General features: G+C 65.1%; 19 protein-coding genes. 9 read left to right on the forward strand and 10 right to left on the reverse strand.

Annotation, left to right across the window (positions count from 1 at the left end):
• The 8 genes from JOZ76_RS35380 to JOZ76_RS35415 form a co-directional block, all read right to left on the reverse strand.
• Positions 1-764, reverse strand: a 764-nt coding sequence (locus JOZ76_RS35380; protein ID WP_291706011.1) for a YicC family protein, incomplete at its 3' end; no start/stop codon positions are given.
• Positions 765-858: 94 nt separating this feature from the next.
• A complete protein-coding gene (gene mltG, locus JOZ76_RS35385) occupies positions 859-2157 on the reverse strand; it encodes an endolytic transglycosylase MltG (protein WP_291706012.1) in 1299 nt (432 codons plus the stop codon).
• A 121-nt stretch (positions 2158-2278) separates the two neighbouring features.
• Entirely contained in the window at positions 2279-3544 is a 1266-nt protein-coding gene (gene fabF, locus JOZ76_RS35390; RefSeq protein WP_291706013.1) for a beta-ketoacyl-ACP synthase II, read from the reverse strand.
• Positions 3545-3647: 103 nt separating this feature from the next.
• Entirely contained in the window at positions 3648-3887 is a 240-nt protein-coding gene (locus JOZ76_RS35395; protein WP_002716125.1) for an acyl carrier protein, read from the reverse strand.
• A 294-nt stretch (positions 3888-4181) separates the two neighbouring features.
• Entirely contained in the window at positions 4182-4919 is a 738-nt protein-coding gene (fabG, locus tag JOZ76_RS35400; protein WP_291706014.1) for a 3-oxoacyl-[acyl-carrier-protein] reductase, read from the reverse strand.
• Between the two features lie 10 nt (positions 4920-4929).
• Entirely contained in the window at positions 4930-5889 is a 960-nt protein-coding gene (gene fabD / locus JOZ76_RS35405) for an ACP S-malonyltransferase (protein ID WP_291706015.1), read from the reverse strand.
• Between the two features lie 176 nt (positions 5890-6065).
• Positions 6066-7091, reverse strand: coding sequence for a fatty acid desaturase family protein (locus tag JOZ76_RS35410; protein WP_291706016.1), 1026 nt, complete (start codon positions 7089-7091; stop codon positions 6066-6068).
• Positions 7088-7795, reverse strand: coding sequence for a TetR/AcrR family transcriptional regulator C-terminal domain-containing protein (locus JOZ76_RS35415; RefSeq protein ID WP_291706017.1), 708 nt, complete (start codon positions 7793-7795; stop codon positions 7088-7090). Before JOZ76_RS35415 ends, JOZ76_RS35410 begins: the two co-directional genes overlap by 4 nt.
• A 386-nt stretch (positions 7796-8181) precedes the next feature.
• Here JOZ76_RS35415 and rpsF point away from each other — a divergent pair, with 386 nt between their 5' ends.
• The 5 genes from rpsF to JOZ76_RS35440 all read left to right on the forward strand — a co-directional run bounded on the left by rpsF (position 8182) and on the right by JOZ76_RS35440 (position 11353).
• Positions 8182-8670: a 30S ribosomal protein S6 gene (gene rpsF / locus JOZ76_RS35420; protein WP_291706018.1), complete on the forward strand. Its 489-nt coding sequence runs from the start codon at positions 8182-8184 to the stop codon at positions 8668-8670.
• A gap of 5 nt (positions 8671-8675) precedes the next feature.
• Complete coding sequence (gene rpsR / locus JOZ76_RS35425) at positions 8676-8915, forward strand: 30S ribosomal protein S18 (RefSeq protein WP_011158623.1); 240 nt, start codon at positions 8676-8678, stop codon at positions 8913-8915.
• 121 nt (positions 8916-9036) lie between these two features.
• Positions 9037-10008 (forward strand): DUF2232 domain-containing protein, encoded by a 972-nt coding sequence (locus JOZ76_RS35430; RefSeq protein WP_291706019.1) that lies wholly within the window; start codon positions 9037-9039, stop codon positions 10006-10008.
• 45 nt (positions 10009-10053) lie between these two features.
• A complete protein-coding gene (rplI, locus tag JOZ76_RS35435) occupies positions 10054-10650 on the forward strand; it encodes a 50S ribosomal protein L9 (RefSeq protein WP_291706020.1) in 597 nt (198 codons plus the stop codon).
• A 133-nt stretch (positions 10651-10783) separates the two neighbouring features.
• Complete coding sequence (locus tag JOZ76_RS35440) at positions 10784-11353, forward strand: hypothetical protein (protein ID WP_291706021.1); 570 nt, start codon at positions 10784-10786, stop codon at positions 11351-11353.
• 54 nt (positions 11354-11407) lie between these two features.
• On the opposite strand, the gene JOZ76_RS35445 is transcribed toward JOZ76_RS35440, so the two are convergent.
• Complete coding sequence (locus JOZ76_RS35445; protein WP_291706022.1) at positions 11408-12493, reverse strand: hypothetical protein; 1086 nt, start codon at positions 12491-12493, stop codon at positions 11408-11410.
• A 447-nt stretch (positions 12494-12940) separates the two neighbouring features.
• Between JOZ76_RS35445 and JOZ76_RS35450 the strand changes: the two genes are divergently transcribed.
• The 3 genes from JOZ76_RS35450 to JOZ76_RS35460 all read left to right on the forward strand — a co-directional run bounded on the left by JOZ76_RS35450 (position 12941) and on the right by JOZ76_RS35460 (position 16389).
• Positions 12941-14191 (forward strand): SAM-dependent methyltransferase, encoded by a 1251-nt coding sequence (locus JOZ76_RS35450; RefSeq protein WP_291706023.1) that lies wholly within the window; start codon positions 12941-12943, stop codon positions 14189-14191.
• 219 nt (positions 14192-14410) lie between these two features.
• Entirely contained in the window at positions 14411-14533 is a 123-nt protein-coding gene (locus JOZ76_RS35455) for a hypothetical protein (RefSeq protein ID WP_291706024.1), read from the forward strand.
• 353 nt (positions 14534-14886) lie between these two features.
• Complete coding sequence (locus JOZ76_RS35460; RefSeq protein WP_291706025.1) at positions 14887-16389, forward strand: replicative DNA helicase; 1503 nt, start codon at positions 14887-14889, stop codon at positions 16387-16389.
• Positions 16390-16404: 15 nt separating this feature from the next.
• Here JOZ76_RS35460 and JOZ76_RS35465 read toward each other — a convergent pair whose 3' ends face one another.
• Positions 16405-17904 (reverse strand): amidase, encoded by a 1500-nt coding sequence (locus tag JOZ76_RS35465; protein WP_291706026.1) that lies wholly within the window; start codon positions 17902-17904, stop codon positions 16405-16407.
• 116 nt (positions 17905-18020) lie between these two features.
• Here JOZ76_RS35465 and JOZ76_RS35470 point away from each other — a divergent pair.
• Positions 18021-18505: alanine racemase (locus JOZ76_RS35470; protein ID WP_291706027.1), on the forward strand; the 485-nt coding region annotated here is incomplete at its 3' end.

The following is an 18505-nucleotide window of genomic DNA, read 5'->3' on the forward strand; positions in this document are numbered from 1 at the left end:
TGCGCCAGGAAGTCGAGGCGGCGACCGACCGCGCCGCCCTTGGCGATTAGCTCGCGCGCCTGGGCGACATGCGAGCCGATGCGGTCGAGTTCCTCGCGAATATCGGCCTTCGCGGCCATCAGGAGCGCCTCCTGGCTCAGGCGGTCCGCATCGAAGCGATCGGACGCCTCCAGCAGCGTGGCCACCTGCTCGGCCAAGCGGGCCCGGATGGCCTCCGGCTTGCGGCCGGGCGTCGCTTCGGCCCTCTTGGCCAACGCCGCAACCTCGTCCATGCGCTGGCCGAGGATCTGGCCTAGGGTACCGCCCTCGCGCCGTCGCATCGCGACGAGATCGGCAAGAGCGGTGTCGAATGCCGCAGCCGCTGCCGCCTTCGCGGCCTTGTCCTCCTCCTCGTCGCTCTCGGGTTCGACCACCTCGACCACACCCCGAATCGCGAGCAGCCCGTCGATGCTGGGCGCCACCGCGTCGATCCTGCCCGCGAGCTGGCTCGCCACCTTGATGACCGAGGCCAGCACCTCCTCGTTGATCTTGACCACGGACAGCCCATTGGCACGCTTGACGTTCAGCGTTGCATAGACCGTGCCGCGCGCCAGCCGTTCGGCGGCACGCTTCTTTGCGACAGCCTCGAGTTCGTCCCAGCCGGGCGGCAGCCGCAGCCGAAGGTCGAAGCCCTTGGCATTGACCGATTTCAATTCCCATTCGAACGAGTACGGCCCGCTCGCGCCGTGACTTCGGGCAAAGCCCGTCATGCTCGACAGCGCCATCAATTTCTCCGCAGGTCAGGCGATAGTCCCGAAGATTCGCCCGAGGAACGAACGCGCGCGAACCATAAGGTTTTTTCAGGAAAAGTTAAGTCCGCTACTGCTGCTGGACCGGAGCCGCGGCAGGTGGCGCGTTGCGCAGTGGCGCGCCTTGCGCGCTCTGCTGGGCGCCCCCCTGCTTGGCGCCCGCCGCAGCGGGCGCACGAGGCTTCTTCGCCGCCGGCCTGGGCGCACCCGGCACCGTCGGCGTATCGACGGACGCATTCGCGGCCGCCGGCGGGTTGTCGTCGGCCGCCGGTTCGACCGTATCGTTCTGCACCTGCTTCTCCATCGCCCGCAGCCGCGCGACGTTCTTCTGGTGCTGGTCATAGGTCTCGGTAAAGGCGTGGCCGCCGCTGCCGTCGGCAACGAAATAGAGGTCGCGGGTGCGGGCCGGATTGGCGGTCGCTTCCAGCGAGGCGCGGCCGGGATTGGAAATCGGGCCGGGCGGCAGCCCGTCGATCACATAGGTGTTGTAGGGCGAGGGCTGGGTGATCTCGCTGCGCTTGATCGGCCGTCCCAGCGTTCCCTTGCCGCCGACCAGGCCGTAGATGATGGTCGGGTCCGACTGCAGCTTGATCCTCTGCTTCAGCCGGTTGAGGAACACCGCTGCGACGCGGCTGCGCTCGTCGGGCTTGCCGGTCTCTTTCTCGACGATGGAGGCCATCGTCACCAGCTGCTCCGGCGTCTTGAACGGCAGGTCCTGGCTGCGGTGCTCCCAGATCTCGGCCAGGATCCGTTTCTGGGCCTGCTGCATGCGCTGGATCACCTGCTCACGCGAGGTGCCGCGCGGAAATTTGTAGGTCTCCGGCAACAATGTACCCTCGCGCGGCATTTCCGTGACCGATCCGGTGAAGATGTCGTTGTCGGACAGGCGGGCGACGATCTGCTCGGATGTGAGGCCTTCGGGAACCGTCACGGCGTGCTGCACCACCTTGCCTTCGACGATGGTGGCGATGACCTCGCGCAGCGACGCATTCCTCTGGAAGGCATATTCGCCGGGCTTCAGGTCCGAGCTCGCCTTCAGCGCGTACACGCCGCCGATGAAGAACCACGGACTGATATCGATCACGCCTTCTCTGGTCAGCACGTCGGCGATGTCACGCTTGCCGGCGCGCTGAGGGATATTGACGATCTTCTCTTCCTGCAGCGGACCGGGCGCTTCCAGCATCTGCTTGCCGTAGTAGTAGCCGGCGCCGACAGCGAGCATGGCGATCAGGAGGATGGTGATGATGGCGTTGCCCGCCACGATAAAAGGGTTGCGCGCGCGCTCCGACCGCCTGGGGGGCGGCGGCAGCTGCTCGGGTTCGAGCGCGGCGCGCGGACTGCGCGGTGAAATGGGCGGTCTCTCGCTCATCGATGCAACCTGAATGCTGTCGCTTCAATCGTCGCGCCGCGCGAATCATCGCGCAAACGGTCTCAAGTTTCCGCGCCACGGCCCAAGGATGTCCCGCCGAATACGGCGAAACGGTGGATTTTCAGTTAGCCACTCGCTGCAGTATCACGGATGCGTTGGTCCCCCCGAAACCGAATGAATTGGACAGCGCGACGTTGATCTCGCGCTTTCGCGGCAACTGGGGCACGAGATCGATGGCCGTCTCTACCGAAGGGTTGTCGAGGTTGATGGTCGGCGGCGCCACATTGTCGCGGATCGCCAGGATCGAGAAGATCGCTTCAATCGCGCCCGCGGCGCCCAGAAGATGGCCCGTGGACGATTTCGTCGACGACATCGAGACGCGCGAGGCGACATTGCCGAGCAGCCGTTCCACTGCGCCGAGTTCGATCTCGTCGCCGACCTGGGTCGAGGTGCCGTGCGCGTTGATGTAGTCGATGTCCGACACTGCGAGGTGCGCGCGCTTCAGCGCAGCGCCCATGCTGCGGAACCCGCCATCACCGTCGGGCGACGGCGAGGTGATGTGATAGGCATCGCCCGAAAGTCCGTAGCCGGTCACCTCGGCATAGATCCTGGCGCCGCGGCTTCTCGCGTGCTCGTATTCCTCAAGCACCACGATACCAGCCCCCTCGCCCATGACAAATCCGTCGCGGTCCTTGTCGTAGGGACGCGAGGCCTTTTCGGGGGTCTCGTTGAAGGCGGTGGAGAGTGCGCGTGCCGCGCAGAAGCCCGCCATCCCGATGCGGCAGATCGGCGATTCCGCGCCACCGGCAACCATCACGTCGGCATCACCGAGCGCGATCAGCCGGCTCGCATCCCCGATCGCATGAGCGCCCGTCGAACACGCCGTCACCACGGCATGGTTCGGCCCCTTGAGGCCGTGCTCGATCGAGACATAGCCGGAGGCCAGATTGATCAGCCGTCCCGGTATGAAGAACGGCGAGACCTTGCGCGGGCCGCGCTCCTTGAGCAGCAGCGCCGTATCGGCGATGCCGGAGAGCCCGCCGATCCCGGAGCCGATCATGGTTCCGGTCGCGCAGCGCTCTTCTTCGGTTGCCGGATGCCAGTTCGCATCATCGAGCGCCTGGCGTGCCGCGGCCATCGCAAAGATGATGAAGTCGTCGACCTTGCGCTGGTCCTTCGGCTCCATCCATTGATCCGGATTGAACGTGCCGTTCGTTCCATCGCCGCGGGGAACTACGCAGGCGATCTTGCTCGGCAGGTCCGACACGTCGAACGTGTCGATCCGCTTTGCGCCGCTCTCACCACCCAGGATGCGCGTCCAGGTCGGCTCGACGCCACAGCCAAGTGGCGAGACCATGCCGAGGCCCGTAACGACAACCCGCCTCATTCGATCAACTCCCGCCCGACGGACCCGACCCGCCGCATCACGCCGGTTGTGACCCGAGCGAGCGCGATCGGGCCGGCGCTATCGATGCGGCGCGGCGGCTGCGTTAGCTCTTCGCGTTCTTTTCAAGAAATTTCGTGGCGTCGCCGACGGTGAGGATGGTTTCCGCCGCGTCGTCGGGGATTTCGCAACCGAACTCTTCTTCGAAGGCCATGACCAGCTCAACGGTGTCGAGACTGTCGGCGCCGAGGTCGTCGATGAAGCTCGCACTGTCGACAACTTTCTCGGGCTCGACACCAAGATGCTCGACCACGATCTTCTTAACCCGCTCGCCAATCTCACTCATCGTTCAACCTCGTGCTTTTTCCCCTGGATCCGACCCGAGATGATTTGAACCATCGCGGCCGTAAAACTTCCTTCGCAATCGCGCAATTACTGGATTGGCCCCGTGTCGATGGGAGGCCCGGCGAACGACGGCAAGCTCCGCCCCGGCAATATACAGGGTTTCGAAATCCTGCAATGGCGTTCTTTGCCCATCCTTAGGCCGGTCCGGTTATCATACTTCCCGGGCCTTGACCATAAGACCCGGCTTTGACCGTAAACGACCTTTCGCCGCATTGGTTCAGGGCCCGCCAAGCGTTCAGATCATGGCCATGCCGCCATTGACGTGGATCGTCTGCCCGGTGACATAGGCGGCCTCGCTGGAGCTCAGAAAGACGGCTGCGGCTGCGATGTCCTCCGGCGTTCCGAGCCGCGCCGCCGGAACCCTGGACAGGATGGATTCGCGCTGCTTGTCGCTCAGCGCATCGGTCATCGGCGTCTTGATGAATCCCGGCGCGATGCAATTGGCCGTGACATTGCGCTTGGCGTATTCGGCCGCGAGCGACTTCATCATCCCGATCAGGCCGGCCTTCGAGGCGCTGTAGTTGCCCTGTCCCGCGTTGCCGGTCACGCCGACCACGGAGGTGATCGCGATGATTCGGCCGAAGCGCCTCCGCATCATCAGCTTGGTGGCGGCGCGTGCGAGACGGAAGGTCGCCGACAGATTCACCTTGATGACGTCGTCCCAGTCCTCGTCGCGCAGCTGCACGAAGAGATTATCGCGGGTGATGCCCGCATTGGCGACGAGGATGTCGACCTGCCCCATGGCCTGTTCGGCCGACGGCACCAGCGCCTCGACCTCGGCTGTGTCGGAAAGATTGCAGGGGAGCACATGAATGCGTTCGGCGAGCTTGCCGGCGAGTTCGTCCAGCACCTCGCGCCGCGTACCGGAAATCGCAACGGTCGCGCCCTGCGCGTGCAGCGCCTCCGCGATCGCGCGGCCGATGCCCCCGGTCGCGCCAGTGACGAGCGCGGTCCTGCCAGTCAAATCGAACATCATGATCTCCTCACGCCGACTGCGCGGCGTCCAACGCTTGTCTCGCAGCGCCGATGTCGTTCGGGCCACCGACGGAGATGCCGATCGCGCCGTCGGCGATGCGCTTGACGAGCCCGCTCAGCACCTTGCCGGCGCCGATCTCGAAGAACCGGCGGACGCCGTGGCCAGCCATATAGGCCACCGATTCGCGCCAGCGCACCGTGCCGGTGACCTGCTCGACCAGTCGGCGGCGGATCTCGTCGGGATCGGTGATGGCACTCGCGAGCACGTTCGACACCAGGGGACATGCGGGCTTGTTGATGACGACGCCGGCAAGCGCCTCTGCCATCACGTCGGCGGCGGGCTGCATCAGCGTGCAATGGAACGGGGCCGACACCGGCAGCAGCATCGCGCGCTTGGCGCCTTTGCCCTTGGCGATTTCGACCGCGCGGTCCACCGCCGCCTTGTCGCCGGACACCACGACCTGGCCGCCGCCATTGTCGTTGGCGGCCTGACAGACCTGCCCCTGCGCGGCTTCGCTCGCGACCGCCACCGCGGTCTCATAGTCGAGGCCGAGCAGCGCGGCCATGGCCCCGACACCGACCGGAACGGCCTTCTGCATGGCAAGGCCCCTGGTCCTGAGCAGCCGCGCGGTGTCGGTGATGCTGAGGCTGCCCGCTGCCGCCAGCGCCGAATATTCGCCGAGGGAATGCCCGGCGACGAAGGCGGCATCGCGCGCCACCGAGAAACCGGCCTCGCTCTCGAGCGCGCGCAGGGTGGCGATCGACATCGCCATCAGTGCCGGCTGGGTATTTTGGGTGAGCTGCAGCGTCTCGCCCGGACCGTCCCAGATGATGGCGCTGAGCCGCTCCGACAGCGCGGCGTCGACCTCGTCGAATACGGCCCTGGCCGCCGGAAAGGCCTCGGCCAGCGTCTTGCCCATGCCCACGGCCTGGGAGCCCTGCCCCGGAAAAGTAAAAGCTGCCGTCATCGGCCCGTCCTGCCTTGCTTCAGCATGTCCGAGGGAATCAGATGCCCGCCCGCAGGTCCCGCGCGGGTTCGACTGGGTCCAAATGATGCCCTCGAACGGGGCCGTAAGACACTGTGAGAGGCGATGTCAAGCCGCGCTGCCGGCCTGTGGGCTCGGTCCAGCGATTCCAAAAGCCGCTAAAAGCCGCCGGCGGTCTGGTCGGCGCCGATATGGGCGCCGGCGCGCGCCCGGCGGGCGCTGTTCACCAACTCTCCCGGACGATCCTCATGGTCGGGCTTCGCGGTCGCGAGCCGCAGCACCGCCAGATAGCTCGGCTGCACCTCCATGCGGCCGACATGTGGGCTCTCGCTCAGGATGCGGTGCACGCGCGGCAGGTTGTAGCACGGCACGTAAAACAGGAGGTGATGCTCCAGATGGTAGTTCACGTAATAGGGCGCGATGAACAGCCGTTCGAGGACATTGGCGCGCGTGGTGCGGGTGTTGCGCAGGGGATCGCTCGAGTCCGGCACGACAGCATGTTCCGCAATGTTGCGGATGCGGGTGATCACCATCATCCAGGTGAGAAGCGGCACCAGCCATAACAGGGGATAGGCCCACCACACGCCCACGATGGCGCAGAGCGAGAAGAGTATCGCATTGGTGACGAACTGCGGACCGAGTTGCCCCCAGAAATGCGCGGCGCGCCGCGCCAGCGGCCATTCCGCCGGGCCGAGCGCATTGAGGAGCTGCGCCTTGCGCTGCTGGTAGCCGGTCTGGCCAGTGATATCGCGCAAAAACTTGCGGCGGTAGCTCATGCGCGTGATCGGGAACGGCGCCGACAGCACGAGGTCGGGATCGTCCTCCTGCTGGGTGCGGGCGTGATGCCTTAGATGATAGCGCCGATAGGCCCGGGTCTCGGCGAACACCGGATAAGCGCAGAACCACTGGCTCAACGACAGATTGATCCTCTCGTCCGCCGCGAGGCAGCCATGCGCGCCGTCATGCATCAGGATCGAAAGGCCGAGCTGGCGCGAGCCGATGATCGCGACCGCAAGCAGATAGGTGAACGGGTTCGGCCAGACGGCGACCAGCGCGATCGCGGAAAATATCAGGGCCCAGGCATGCGCGATCAGCGCGATGCCCTTCCATCTCTTGCGCTCCCGGACGACAATCAGTTGGTCTTCGGTCAGGACGTCACGGGCGCGAATGCGAAGCGCGGTCATGATGCTTTCTCGTCTGATGTCGCTCGCGTATCGAGGTCGCCGACCAGGCGCAGACGCGCCTCATCCGCAGCGGACGGAACTGCCGCCTGATCGCCGAGCACGCGCAGCATCTCGGCGCCGAGATCCTCCGGTGAACGGCCCATCGCATGGCCCTCGACCATCACGCCGATGGCGAGCGCCCAGAACCGTCGTGACGTCGCATCGGGATCCCTCAGGGAGCGCCAGCCATGCCGCTCGATTTTGGCCGCGTAGGCGCGCAGTCCCTCGCCGTGCAGTCGTTCGATGGTGCGCTCCACCAGCGGCGCGAGGTCCTGCCGACGCCGCGTCAGTGTCAGCGCTTCGGCGAAGAACGCGACCTGGTCGGTCGCGGTCACCGTCTCGACCAGGGCGCGCGTGTAGTCGCGCGGGGTCGGTGCCTTGAGCGCCGCCTGCTCGGCCGCGCGCGCGAGATACAGCATCTCGCGGCAGGCGGCCTCGACGAACAGCGCCTCCTTGGCACGGAAATAATAGGTGACCTGGCTCGGAAACGCGTCGGCGGCCGCGGCAATGTCGGAGATCGATGTTCCCGACAACCCGTTCTCACGAAACAGCCGGCTTGCGCAGTCCAAGAGCAGCGAGCGCATCTTGCGTCCGGCCGATCGCGTCGCGCGGACTGCGTGTTTTGGCTCTGCGGCCGGCGTGGCGGAGGCGGTTTGTTGTGCCATGGGAATCTATTTGTATGTTATACAAACAAATAAATCAAGGCGAAAAAGTGCTTTCTCGGTTAGGAAGGCCGCTGGGGCCGGGCTCAGGTGAGCAGGGCTCATCAGGATCAGGTGAGCAGGGGCCCACATGGGGCAGCAGCAACGCACTGCCAAAACCCCTTGCCTTGACGTGCAAAATCCCTATAAAGCCCGCCATCCGTGGTTTCCGGCCGGAAGCTGAACGGACGGTCTCAGCAAAATCACCTTTTGGCGAATTTGATGTGGCAGGGCCAGTCGGCCCGTCGTCCCGTGTTTCCGCCTTCTGAGCGAACCTTAAGAGTCCTTTCCGAAGGGCTCGAAGGGCTTGACGCCGAAAGCCGCGCCAACATCGTCAGGAAAGGACATCCATGCCGCTTTACGAGCATGTTTTTCTCGCGCGCCAGGACGCGAGTCCCCAACAGGTCGAGGAATTGACCTCGCAGATGACCGGCATCGTCCAGCAGCTGGGCGGCAAGGTCACCAAGACCGAGAACTGGGGCGTGCGCTCCCTCACCTACCGCATCAGCAAGAACCGCAAGGCGCACTTCGTGCTGCTCAACATCGACGCGCCGCCGGCGGCGATCGCCGAGATCGAGCGCCAGGAGCGGATCAGCGAAGAAGTGATCCGCTATTTGAGCGTTCGCGTCGAGGAGCTCGAGGAAGGCCCCTCAGCGATGATGCGCAAGGCCGATCGTGATCGCGAGCGTGACGACCGCGGTGGTGGCGGCTTCCGCGGCGACCGCGACGGCGGTGGATTCCGGGGTGATCGTGACGGTGGCGGCTTCCGCGGCGACCGTGGTGATCGCGGTCCGCGCCGTCCGCGTGACGAAGCACCCGAAGCGAGCGAGGAGGAGTAAGAGCCATGGCCGAAGCAGGTGCACGCCGTCCGTTCTTCCGCCGCCGCAAGACCTGCCCGTTCACGGGAGCGAACGCGCCGAAGATCGACTACAAGGACTCCAAGCTGTTGATGCGTTACGTCTCCGAGCGCGGCAAGATCGTGCCGAGCCGCATCACGGCGGTCTCCGCCAAGAAGCAGCGTGAGCTGGCCCGCGCGATCAAGCGCGCGCGCTTCCTCGGTCTGCTGCCCTACGTGATCCGTTAACGAGAGTTTAGGTCGGCGGCGCGGCTGCCGCCGACCTGTTCATAAGGCTTCCGGGTCGTCCGGTTGCCGATGGTTGGGGTCGCATTGGGCCTCTAACCGCTCGAAAGGGGCGGGACAGCTGATGACCACGATCGTTCTGATAGCCCTGGCGGCCGGCTGCGCATCGGCCTTGATGTTCGCCTCGATCATTTCGGGCGCGCTGATCTCGCTCGTCCTGCTGTATCTGGCTCCGCTGCCCTTGATGGTGGCAGCGCTGAGCTGGGGACCGCTCTGCGGCGCCATCGGCGGACTGGCCGCGGCGGTCGGGCTCGGCGCGATCTTCGGCCTGCCCTATTGCATCGCCTTTGCGATCACGGTCGCGCTGCCGGCCTGGTGGCTCGGGCACCTCGTCCTGCTCGGCCGTCCGAGCTCGGCCGCCCCCGCGGCCGACAAAGCCGCGGCGGAGCGCCCGGAGCTCGAATGGTATCCGCTCGGCCGTGTGCTGTTGTGGATCGTGGGCTTTGCCACGCTCGCCGTGATGTCCACGTTGCTGACCTTCGGTACGGATGCTCAATCGATCACCACCACGCTGCGCGAGCTGCTGCTGAAGGTGGTCGGCGCGCAGGATGACCTGGATGCACAGACCGAGCGCGTCATCCGCCTGGTGATCCGCAGCGTCCCGCTGGCGGCGGCCGCGATGGCCATGACCACGCTGACACTCAATCTCTGGCTCGCCGGCAAGATCACTGCGACCTCGCACCGCCTGCTTCGCCCCTGGCCTGACCTGAAGAGCGTCACGCTGCCACCGATCACGCTCGCCGTGCTGTGCGTCGCGATCGCGCTCGGTTTCAGCGGCGGGCTCATCGCAATTCTCGGAAGGGTCATGGCCACCGCGCTGATGATGACCTATGCAATGGTCGGCTTCGCCGCCCTGCACACCCTGACGCTTACGCTGAAGAACCGGGCGTTCTGGCTGGGCTCGGTCTACGCCATCGTCGTGCTGTTCGTCTGGCCGGTGCTTGCGGTTGTCGTGCTCGGCGTCGCCGACGCCATGTTTGGCCTCCGCCAGCGTTTTCTGCGCCGTCGCTTTCCTCCGCCGCTGCCGGCGCCATGAAATTACCTGTCGTCAAACCCCTCACACCATCCCTGGAGAACCAACATGGAAGTCATTTTGCTGGAGCGCGTCGCAAAACTCGGTCAGATGGGCGAGGTCGTCAAAGTGCGTGACGGCTTTGCCCGCAATTTCCTGCTCAAGCGCGGCAAGGCGCTGCGCGCGACCAACGAAAACCGCGCCAAGTTCGACGGCATGAAGGCCGAGCTCGAGGCGCGCAACCTGAAGGCCAAGGGTGAAGCCAGCAAGGTCGCGGAGAAGATCGATGGCCAGAACGTCATCGTGCTGCGCCAGGCCTCGGAGACCGGCCAGCTGTTCGGCTCGGTCAGCGTGCGCGACATCGTCACCGCGTTCGAGGCCCAGGGCGTTGCGATCAGCCGCAACCAGGTGATGCTGGACGCGCCGATCAAGACCATTGGCAGGCACGTCATCCTCGTCGCGGTCCATCCGGAGGTCGAGGTCAAGGTCACCGTGACGGTCGCGCGCAGCGCCGAAGAGGCCGAGCGCATCAATCGCGGCGAAGACGTCTCGACCCGCCAGGAGGACCAGGACGCGGCCGCCGAGGCGCTCGCCGCCGCCGGCGAGTTCTTCGATCCGGAAGCCCAGCACGACGAGGTGCAGCCCGCTGCGGAGACCGCGAAGTAAGCCAAGCTGCGCTCCCGCGGCCTCCCTTCCCGCTCAGGCAACCCAGCCGGACTTGCGGGAAACCGAAGCTTGCTGTGCGGCTGTCTTTCCCTCGTATCGAATCGCATGACCTTCAGCTTCGGGATGGCAGAGCATGGCGCTCGACTGGATTGCCGGACACAAGCCCCAAGCGGGACATGAGGCGGAATTCCAGGAGATTGTCGCGACGCTGTTTTGGGACAAGCTCGGCACGGCCGATCGCGCGGCCGCGTCCCGCACCGGGCGGAATCGCCTGCCGCGCGCCCTCTTCGGTCGGACGAGCGCCGTCCGACAGCCGAGCGAGGCGCTCCGGCAGCGCTATGACGAGATCGGGATTTTGGCATCCGACACGCTCGGCATGGCGCGCAGCGGCGATGATGCGCGCGATGGTCGTGCCGCCGCACTTTCATTCCGCGCGCAGGGCCTCGCCGCGACGACGGCGATCATCGGCGATCACCTGCTGCGGGCCTGTTATGAGGTGAAGTACGCACCCGACCTGTCGGCGTTCGGCAACGCACTGCTCGTTCGCGCCGGTGCCTTTGCCAAGGTTAAGGGCCTGGATGTGCCGGACGTGCCGCCTGCCGATCCCGTCTCTGTCGAAGGCCAGTTGCATATCGTCGATGCCGCCGGCCGGTGGTGCCGGTTCTGGGGCGAGCGCGGCCACCTCCTGGTGCCATCCTTCTGACCTCGGCACGGCCGGAGCCGTGGATCCCGACGCTCGGACTGAAGCCGCCCGAGCTTACTGAGAGATCGGCGGCGCGGGCGGCCCCGCTGGAACCACCGGAGGAGCCGTCGGTGTCGATGCCGTGACCGCCGGGGGCGGTGGAGGAACGGCAGACGTCGTTGCCGGGGTTTCCATGGCACCCGGCGATGTTGTGGCTGGCGGCTCAGACAAGGCCGCGCTCGGTGCCGGAGTGACCGGGGGCACCGGATCGACCCGTTGGGCAGGCGTGTCAGGCTCCCTCGACGGCTGCATCGTGGCGGAATCGGACTTGTCGCCAAGCGCCGGCCTGCCGCCGTCCGGCTTCACGCTATCCACCCTGTCGACATCGCCCTTCGGAGCATCTGTCTTGGCCGGCTCGCCGTTGGCTGGCTCGCCCTTGGCTGGCTCGATGCTGGCAGGCTCTTCGCGGGGAGAATCCGACTTGATATCGGACTTCGGTAGTTCCTCGCCGGACCGGCTGCGCTTGCTCAGCCGCTGCTTGGCCGAGAGCCTGCGGCCGTCCGGTCCGCGCTCGGCGGCCGCCTGGGGCGGCGTTTGACCATCCATTTCGGGCTTTGCGGTATCCCCCGCCTCGGTCGGCCGGGCCAGCCGCTGCCTGGCGTTTCGGCCAAGACGGGTCCCGGGCTCAGCCTGCGGCATGATTCCCTCGACATCGGGCCGAGTCGTCTGGTGCGGCTCCGGCACCTCCTGGGATGCGGTGGTGCCAGGGTGCTGTCGGCGGCTGGGGTGATCTGGCTGGTCGGACGGCGGTGCGGAACGGGCGTCCGTCCTCGCCTCGCGGGTCGCGTCCTTTGCTCCGTCCTTGACCCCTTTCTGCTGCGGGTTCGGCTGGCCGACCGCATAGCGGGTGTCCGTTGCCCCGTTTGATACCAGGTAGGATGCGAGCACGCCGGCCATGTTGCTACTGGTCGTATAGTGCTGGCGCAGAAAGCCGGGCAGCGAACCTGGGCTGACGGTCTTCATCAAGCCGCGCGGGCTCTTGTGGCAAGCGGTGCAGGTTCCGGCAAAGATCTGCGACGGGCTCTTGCCGGCGTCGAGATTTTCCTGGGCCCTCGCGCGCTCAGCTGCAACGGAGCTCATCGCAAGCAGCAATGCCCCCATCCATAGCGTCCGGCTCCCCATTCCGTATCTCCACGTGCGGCGATCGCATTCGGCGTGACGAAGGCCGCGGATTCGGCGTTCGTGAGCGCAATTTTCGCTGCCATCCATAGCGACGAACAAATCCAAAAACCGCACCAGATTCATGTTCTTGCGAGCGTCCTTTCAGTTCCAGCATTCGCAAGTGAGCAGACTTACACGGCAGGCCATGCAATGGCGCGGGTCACCTTTTAGCCGATTATCGCCCGAATGGAAGCCGCTAGATCGCGCAACTCCGTGAGTGTGATATTTTGGAATATCGGCTTTGTCTGCAACGCGGTAGCAGGTTGGAACCAGGATATTTACCATCAGGTTGAACACGTATTGAAAACCGTCGGTGCCTCCCGTGCGTGATGTCTGACGGCCGGGCAAATCAACATCTTGCGGGGGATCACTCGTTGGGTGATGTCCATGGATCGTTTGTTACGTCTGTTCCTCAATAAGTTCATCCGCCGTGGTTCGATGACATTCGTGACCGCAAGCGGCGCCCGATTCACATGTGGTGACGGAACCGGCGAACCTGTTCAAGCCCACTTTCTTGCGCGTACGACGGAACGTCAGGTGCTTGCGAATCCCGAACTCGCGCTTGGCGAGGCCTACATGGACGGCACTTTCGTGGTCGAGCGCGGCACGATTGCGGATGCCCTCGCGATTCTGATGGACCAGCGCGATGCCCTGCCTTCCTGGGCCAAGCCACAATGGTGGCTGCGTTATCTGGGGCGGCATTTCAAGCAGTTGAACTTGCGCGCGCGTGCGCGAAACAACGTCGCCCATCACTACGATCTCGACGGACGGCTGTATTCGCTGTTTCTCGATACCGACAAACAATATAGTTGCGCCTATTTCGAGACGCCCGACACCTCGCTCGACGACGCCCAGCTCGCCAAAAAGCGCCATCTCGCCGCCAAGCTGCTGCTGAGGAGCGGCGACCGCGTCCTCGATATCGGCTCGGGCTGGGGCGGACTCGCCCTCTATCTCGCCGAAATTGCCGGTGCCGACGTCACCGGGATTACCTTGTCCACGGAGCAGCTTTCGGTCTCCAACGCCCGCGCGGCGGAGCGGGGCCTGACCGAACGCGCGAGATTTCTGTTGCAGGATTATCGCGACGCGGTCGGCACGTTCGACCGCATCGTCTCGGTCGGCATGTTCGAACATGTCGGCGCCGGCTTTTATGACGCCTTCTTCAGGCGATGCGCGGACCTTCTCACCGACGGCGGTGTGATGGTGCTGCATTCGATCGGCCGCTCGGAGGGACCGAACGTCACCAATCCCTGGATCACAAAATACATCTTCCCCGGAGGCTATATCCCCGCGGTCTCGGAGGTGATGCCCGCGATCGAACGCGCCGGCCTTCTGGTCTCCGACATCGAAATCCTCCGCCTGCACTACGCCGAGACCCTGAAAGCCTGGCGCGAGCGATTCATGGCCCGGCGCGAGGAGGCCGTCCAGCTCTATGACGAGCGCTTTGCACGAATGTGGGAATTTTATCTTGCGGCGTCGGAAATGGCGTTCCGCAAACAGAACCTGATGAACTTCCAGATCCAGCTGACCAAGCGCCAGGGCGTGGTGCCGATGACGCGCGGCTATGTCGGCCGGGAGGAGACCAGGCTGCGGGGTTTGGAGCAGAGCGTCCGGCCGCGGTTGAAGATTGCCGGAGAATAGTCGGGCCGATGCGGCTGACGTCCGTCCACGCATTCGCTGCAAAAATCATCCGAACGCCCGACCAGAACATGAGGGGTGCCTCCGGCGGAGAGCGCGACCTGCCGCTGGCGCGCGCGGCTGGGATGTCCGTAAAGGTCCGGGCATGCGCGGTCCGAAAAATCCCGGTCAAATGTGAGCTGCCTCACAGGGCCTTTGTGCCGCTCGTCCTATGGTGTCGTGATGCTCACCAAGCTCAACCAGCCGATGTCCGACCTGAAGGACGACCTCCGCATCGACTACGCCTTGATCGCGCTCGGCGTCGGCGTCGCCGTGACCGCACTGGTCTACCTGCTCCTGATCTGAGAGCCTCTGTCAAGTTGCGAATCGGCAGTTGCATCGCCGACCGCGCGCGTCCTGTTCCGCCCCGACAATTTCCTTGAGTCCGTCGATCTAATGTCAAGCCAAATGCTTGAGATTGAATCAATGTGCCGACTTCGCGAGTTGCGCGTGACGCTCGTTTGAAAGACTGTCACGCCACCGTCGAATTTTGGCCCAACGGCGTCAAGCGCAAACGCGTTGCCGCTACCAAGATTCACACTCGGCATTGTGTGAATCGGGCAAAAGACTTAGGCCTGCTTCCTTAATGCACGAGACTGGCGCCTTATCGCGACCCCGTTGCGTCACACCCGACAGGACTTTCAAGAACAAGAATTGCCATGGCCTTGACCGATTCCAACGTCCTCAAGCTGGCGCCGGATGCACCGAACGCCTCCTATCGCAGCGCGCCACACAACATCGAAGCCGAGCAAAGCTTGTTGGGCGCCATCCTGGTGAACAACGACGCCTTTTATCGGGTGTCCGACTTCCTCGAGCCGAAACATTTCTTCGAACCGATCCATCGCACGATTTTCGAGACGGCCAGCAGCCTGATCCGGATGGGCAAGGTCGCGACCCCGGTGACGCTAAAAACCTTCCTGCCGGCGGACACCGATCTCGGCGGCCTGACTGTCGGACAATATCTGGCGCGGCTCGCCGCGGAAGCCACCACCATCATCAATGCGCAGGATTATGGCCGCACCATCTACGACCTGTCGCTGCGGCGCGACCTGATCGGCATCGGCGAAGACATGGTCAATGTCGCCTATGAGGCGCCGGTCGATTTCGCGCCACGGGCGCAGATCGAGGACGCAGAGCGGCGCCTCTACGAGCTCGCCGAGACTGGCCGCTATGACGGCGGCTTCCAAAAATTCTCGCAGGCGCTGACGATCGCGATCGACATGGCGGCGAAAGCGTTCCAGCGCGACGGCAAGCTGTCGGGCATCTCCACGGGGTTGCGCGATCTCGACACCAAGATGGGCGGATTGCAGCACTCCGACCTGATCATCCTTGCCGGCCGTCCTGGCATGGGCAAGACCTCGCTCGCCACCAACATCGCCTACAATGTCGCAAAGGCCTATCGCGGCGAAGTTGCCGCCGACGGCACCATGAAGACCATCAATGGCGGCGTGGTCGGGTTCTACTCGTGCGAAATGTCGGGCGAGCAGCTCGCCACCCGCATCATCGCCGAGCGCACCGGGATCCCCTCCTCCAACATCCGCCGCGGCGGCATCAGCGAGAGCGATTTCGAAAAAATCCGCGACTATTCGATCGAGCTGCAGTCGCTGCCGTTCTACATCGACGAAACCGGCGGCCTGTCGATTTCGCAGCTGACGGCGCGGGCGCGGCGCCTGAAACGGCAGAAGGGCCTCGACCTCATCGTCGTGGACTACATCCAGCTGCTGCAAGGCTCGGGCAAGCGCGGCAATGACAACCGCGTCCAGGAAGTCACGGAGATCACCACCAGCCTGAAGGCGCTGGCCAAGGAGCTCAACGTTCCCGTCATTGCCCTGTCGCAGCTGTCGCGCCAGGTCGAGAACCGCGACGACAAGCGCCCGCAACTGTCGGACCTCCGTGAATCCGGCTCGATCGAGCAGGACGCCGACGTCGTGCTGTTCGTCTATCGCGAGGAATATTATCTCGCCAACAAGGAGCCGCGTCCCGGTACGCCGGAATGGGAGACATGGCACACCGAGATGGAGCGCGCCCATGGCAAGGCCGAAGTGATCATCGGCAAGCAGCGCCACGGTCCGACCGGAACGGTCGAGCTGCAATTCGAAGCTTCGGTCACCCGGTTCGGTGATCTCAATCAGGACGGCCACCTGCCGGAGCGCGGCTATTGAGACGCGATCGGTCAGCTAAGCGGCCATAACCCATTCGGGCAATCGGCCGAACCACGGCCGCGCCTGTTCGAGCTGCCGCGCCAGTTGCAGGAGACGATCCTCCTCCCCGAAACGCGCGGCGAACTGCACGCCGAGCGGCAGGCCATCCGCGGTCCAGTGCAGCGGCACGCTCATCGCGGGCGTGCCGGTCAGGTTGGCGAGCTGCGTGAACGGGACATATTGCAGGCTCTCGCGCGCGATCTTGTCGACGGTGCCGTCGAGCAGGCCCGCACGCGCAAGGAGGCCGAGCAGGCCGGTGCGGTCGAGCACAGCGAGTACTATCTGTTCGGCCGGCGCCGGGTCGCCCCACCCGTGGCGGATGGGCGGATGCGCCAGGGTCGGCGTCAGCAGCAGGTCGAAGCGCGCATGGAAGCGCGCAAGCGCGCGCGCGAAATCGTTCCACTTCAGGAGCTGCATCGTCAGTGCGCCGGCGGATCTGGCGCCACCAAGCGTCGCCACGACGCGCGTCAACAGTTCGAAATCGGAGAGCGAGGCGCCTTGCGCCCGCGCCTTCGCGACCATGGCCGGGACCTGGCCGAAATAGATGTGCAGAAAACTTCGTGCGAGGGCGGCACCATCGATCTCGGGCACCGCTTCCTCGACCTCGTGGCCGAGAGTCTGCAAGAGTTTCGCCGCATCGTTCACGGCAGCGACGGCCTCCGGATGAACATCCGTTCCAATCGGCGAGGCCGCACTAAAACCGATACGCAGGCGCCCCGGATCGCGCTGCATGGATTCCGCATACGACTCGCGCGGTCCTGCGATCGCAAACGGGTCGCCCGCCTCGGTGCCCGTCAGCAGGTCGAGCGCTGCGGCCGTGTCGCGCACGCTGCGCGAGATCACGCCCTCGCTCGACGCGCCGAACCAGTATTCGCCGTAAGCAGGCCCGGACGAAATGCGCCCGCGCGACGGTTTTAGCCCGAACAGGCCGCAGCAGGCTGCGGGAATCCGGATCGAGCCGCCGCCATCATTACCCGCCGCCATCGGCACGACGCCTGATGCGACCGCGGCCGCCGCGCCCCCGCTCGAGCCGCCGGGCGTGTGGTCGCCATTCCAGGGGTTATTCACACGGCCGCAGAGTTTTGAATCGCTGACACCCTTGAGCGCCAATTCCGGCAGATTGGTCTTGCCGAAAATCACGAGCCCGGCCGCGAGGTGGCGCCGCACCACATGAGCGTGTTCGGGAGCGGGAATTTTCGCAAACGCCCGGCTCGCATAGGTGGTCGGAAGTCCCGCAAAATCCTGTGCGCAATCCTTGAGCAGGAACGGCACGCCGGCGAACGGGCCTTGCAGCGGCCCCTTGAGCTGCGCGCGCGCCTCGCGCTCCATCAGGCGACAGACCGCATTTGTCCTCGGTTGTGCGCGCGCGCTTTGGGCCAGCGCAGCATCCAGCAATTCGCCCGCCGAGGCCTCGCCGCGCGCGACGATCTCCGCGAGCGCGACCGCATCGTGTTGCACATAGTCGGAGAATTTCATGACAGGCCCCTTGGGGCCGCCGCGGCCCACGCGACATTTGATCAGGACCGCGTTACGCTCACAAGGACGGAAGGGGCAGTTGAACCGGCGAGCCGGCGCGCGTAAAAACGCCGCCCATGACCATTGCCACCGATCTCCGTCCATCCGACGCGAGCAGCGTCCTGTCGCCCGAGGCCGACATGGCCGCGGCGCTCGCCACCGCAACAGGCGTGCTCACCGTCGATCTCGATGCCATCGTCGCGAACTGGCGCAAGCTCGAGAAGACCGCTGTTCCGGCCGAATGCGCAGGCGTTATCAAGGCGAATGCGTATGGCTGCGGGATCGAGCCGGTCGCCCGCGCCCTCTCGGCCGCCGGCTGCAAGAGCTTTTTCGTCGCGACGCTGGACGAAGCACGCGCGGCGCGCGCCGGGTTGCCATCGTCAGCCGCGATCTACGTGCTCTCGGGCCTGTTCCAGAATTCGTGCGACAGCTACGCCAGGATCGACTGCCGGCCCGTCATCGGCGATCTCAACGAACTCGCCGAATGGGACGTGTTCTGCCGCCGCTCGGGCTGGTCCGGCGGCGCAGCCATCCATATCGATACCGGCATGAACCGGCTCGG

It is taken from the genome of Bradyrhizobium sp., assembly GCF_019244115.1.
Classification (GTDB): Bacteria; Pseudomonadota; Alphaproteobacteria; order Rhizobiales; family Xanthobacteraceae; genus Bradyrhizobium.